1 protein-coding gene is annotated in these 2,952 nt (G+C 74.5%); it reads left to right on the top strand.

Annotation, left to right across the window (positions count from 1 at the left end; all coding sequences use genetic code 11):
* A partial coding sequence (locus HCJ93_RS28965) for a type I polyketide synthase (RefSeq protein WP_167998794.1) occupies nucleotides 1-2,952 on the top strand: 2,952 nt, incomplete at both ends.

Here is a 2,952-nt window from a genome sequence, read left to right as displayed (position 1 = left end):
AACGGGACACCCGTCGACTGGCAGGCCTTCTTCACCGGCCGGGGGAACACGCCGCGCCGGGTCGACCTGCCGACGTACGCCTTCCAGCGCTGCCGGTACTGGCTCGACGCGAGGTCCGGGCGCAGGGAGCAGACCGGTGGTTCACCGGTGGACGGCTGGCGCTACCGGGTGGTGTGGCGGCCGATGCCGGATGCGTCCGACACGCCTGAACTCACCGGCGACTGGCTGCTGTTGCTGCCTGCCGGTCACGAGAGCCGGCCTCTCGTACGTGACGTCGTCCGGGCTCTGGAGAGCGGGCACGGTGCCGCACGGCAGGTCGTGCTCGACACCGCCGTGGCCGACCGGGAGCGTTTTGCCGAGCAACTGCGGGATGCGCGCGCGGAGTTCGACGCCCCGGTGACTGGCGTGCTGTCGCTGCTCGCGCTCGCGGACGCCGACGGTGAGGAGGAGGCCGGTACGGTCGCCCCGACCCTGGCGCTCGTCCAGGCGCTCGGCGACGCGGGCGTCGAGGCTCCCCTCTGGTGCGCCACCCAGGGTGCGGTCACCACCGGCGGCTCCGACCCGCTCGCCCACCCCGCCCAGGCGCAGGTCTGGGGCCTGGGGCAGGTCGCGGCTCTCGAACACCCCGACCGTTGGGGCGGGCTGGTCGACCTGCCCGAACAGCTCGACGAGCGCGGCGGCTCACACCTGCGTGCCGTACTGGCCGCGGCGCCCGGCGGCGAGGACCAGGTGGCGGTTCGCGAGGCCGGTGTCCTCGCGCGCCGACTGACCCGGGCGGCAGGCAGCAGCGGTACGGGTTGGCAGCCGCGCGGCACGGTCCTGATCACCGGCGGCACCGGCGCGCTCGGCGCACACGTGGCGCGCTGGGCCGCCGAGAACGGCGCCGAGCAACTCGTCCTCGCCAGCCGGCGCGGCGGCGAGGCCCCCGGGGCCACCGCCCTGGGCGACGAACTCGCCGCGTTCGGCGTCACGGTGACCTTCGCGGCCTGTGATGTGAGCGACCCCGAGTCGGTGCGCGCCCTGGTCGCCGAGCACCCGGGCCTCACCGCGGTCGTGCACACCGCCGGCAGCCTCGACGACGGCGTACTGGACCACCTCACCGCCGACCGCCTCGACCATGTCCTGCGTCCGAAGGCCACCGCCGCGGCGCTTCTCGACCGGTACACGCGTCACCTGGACCTGGACGCGTTCGTCCTGTTCTCCTCGGCGGCCGCCACCTTCGGCAACGAGGGCCAGGCCAACTACGCGGCCGCGAACGCCCACTTGGACGCGCTGGCACAGCGGCGGCACGCGCTGGGGCTGCCCGCCACCTCCGTGGCGTGGGGTGCCTGGGCGGACTCCGGTATGGCGACGGGGCACGCGGCGGCGGAGCAGTTGCACCGCAGCGGGTTCCCCCCGATGTCCCCGGACCTCGCGCTCACCACGCTGGCCCAGGCCGTCGGCCACGGCACTCCGGCCGTGACCGTCGCCGACATCGACTGGGCCCGCTTCGTACCGGCGTACACCGCCGCCCGTCCCAGCCCGCTGATCTCCGACCTGGCGGACGTACGGGATCTGCGGGCGGCGGCCGGGCCGGCCGTGTCCGGCGGAGCGCAGCGCGCCGAGGAGTCGTCGCTGGCCGGGCAGCTGGCCGCGCTGACGGCGCCGCAGCGGGAGGAGCTGGTGCTGGAATTGGTGCGTACGCAGGCGGCGTTGGTGCTCGGCCACGCCGGGCCGCAGTCGGTGGCTCCGAACCGCGCGTTCAAGGAGCTCGGCTTCGACTCGCTCGGCGCGGTCCAGCTGCGCAACCGGCTCAACGCGGCCACCGGGCTGCGGCTGACCACCAGCGTGATCTTCGACTACCCGACGGCGACCGAGCTCGCCCGCCATGTGCTGGGCGAGTTCCCCGGCCTCGGAGGCGACACCGCCGCGGCCGGGCAGGTGGCCACTCCCGGTGCGCCGGTGGCCGACGACGACCCGATCGCGATCGTGGCCATGAGCTGCCGCTTCCCGGGCGGGATCCGGACGCCCGAGCAGCTGTGGGCGCTGCTGGCGGCGGGCGGCGACGCGGTCGCGCCGTTCCCCGCCGACCGCGGCTGGGACCTGGAGGCGCTCTACGACGCCGACCCGGACCGTTCCGGCACGTCGTATGTGCGCGAAGGGGCCTTCCTCCAGGGCGTGAGCGAGTTCGACGCGGCCTTCTTCGGCATCAACCCGCGCGAGGCCCTGGCCATGGACCCGCAGCAGCGGCTGCTGCTGGAGACCTCCTGGGAGGCCTTCGAGCGGGCCGGCATCGACCCGAAGTCCCTGCGCGGCAGCAAGGCTGGCGTCTTCGTCGGCAGCAACGGGCAGGACTACGCCACCCTGCTCCGGCAGGTGCCGGAGACCGTCGAGGGCTACCTCGGTACGGGTATCGCGGGCAGCGTGGCGTCGGGCCGCGTGGCATACACCCTGGGCCTGGAGGGCCCGGCCGTCACCGTCGACACCGCCTGCTCGTCGTCCCTGGTCGCCCTGCACATGGCCGCCCAGTCCCTGCGCTCCGGCGAGTGCTCGCTCGCCCTCGCGGGCGGTGTGACGGTCATGTCGACTCCCGAGGTCTTCGTGGAGTTCAGCCGGCAGCGGGGACTCGCCCCCGACGCCCGGGTCAAGGCCTTCGCCGAGGCCGCCGACGGCACCGGCTGGGGCGAGGGCGTCGGCATGCTGCTGCTGGAGCGGCTCTCCGATGCCGAACGGCATGGACACCCGGTCCTGGGCATCGTGCGGGGCACGGCCGTCAACCAGGACGGCGCCAGCAATGGGCTGACCGCGCCGAACGGCCCCTCGCAGCAGCGGGTGATCCGGCAGGCCCTCGCCAATGCCGGTCTCACCCCTGAGCAGGTCGACGCGGTCGAGGCGCACGGCACGGGTACGACCCTGGGTGACCCGATCGAGGCGCAGGCGCTCCTCGCCACGTACGGCCAGGACCGCCCGACC

The sequence above is a fragment of the Streptomyces composti genome (genome assembly GCF_012034205.1).
Lineage (GTDB): Bacteria > Actinomycetota > Actinomycetes > Streptomycetales > Streptomycetaceae > Streptomyces > Streptomyces composti.
The sequence above is the reverse complement of the archived record's forward strand: the minus strand, read 5'-3'. Positions and strand labels throughout refer to the sequence as shown.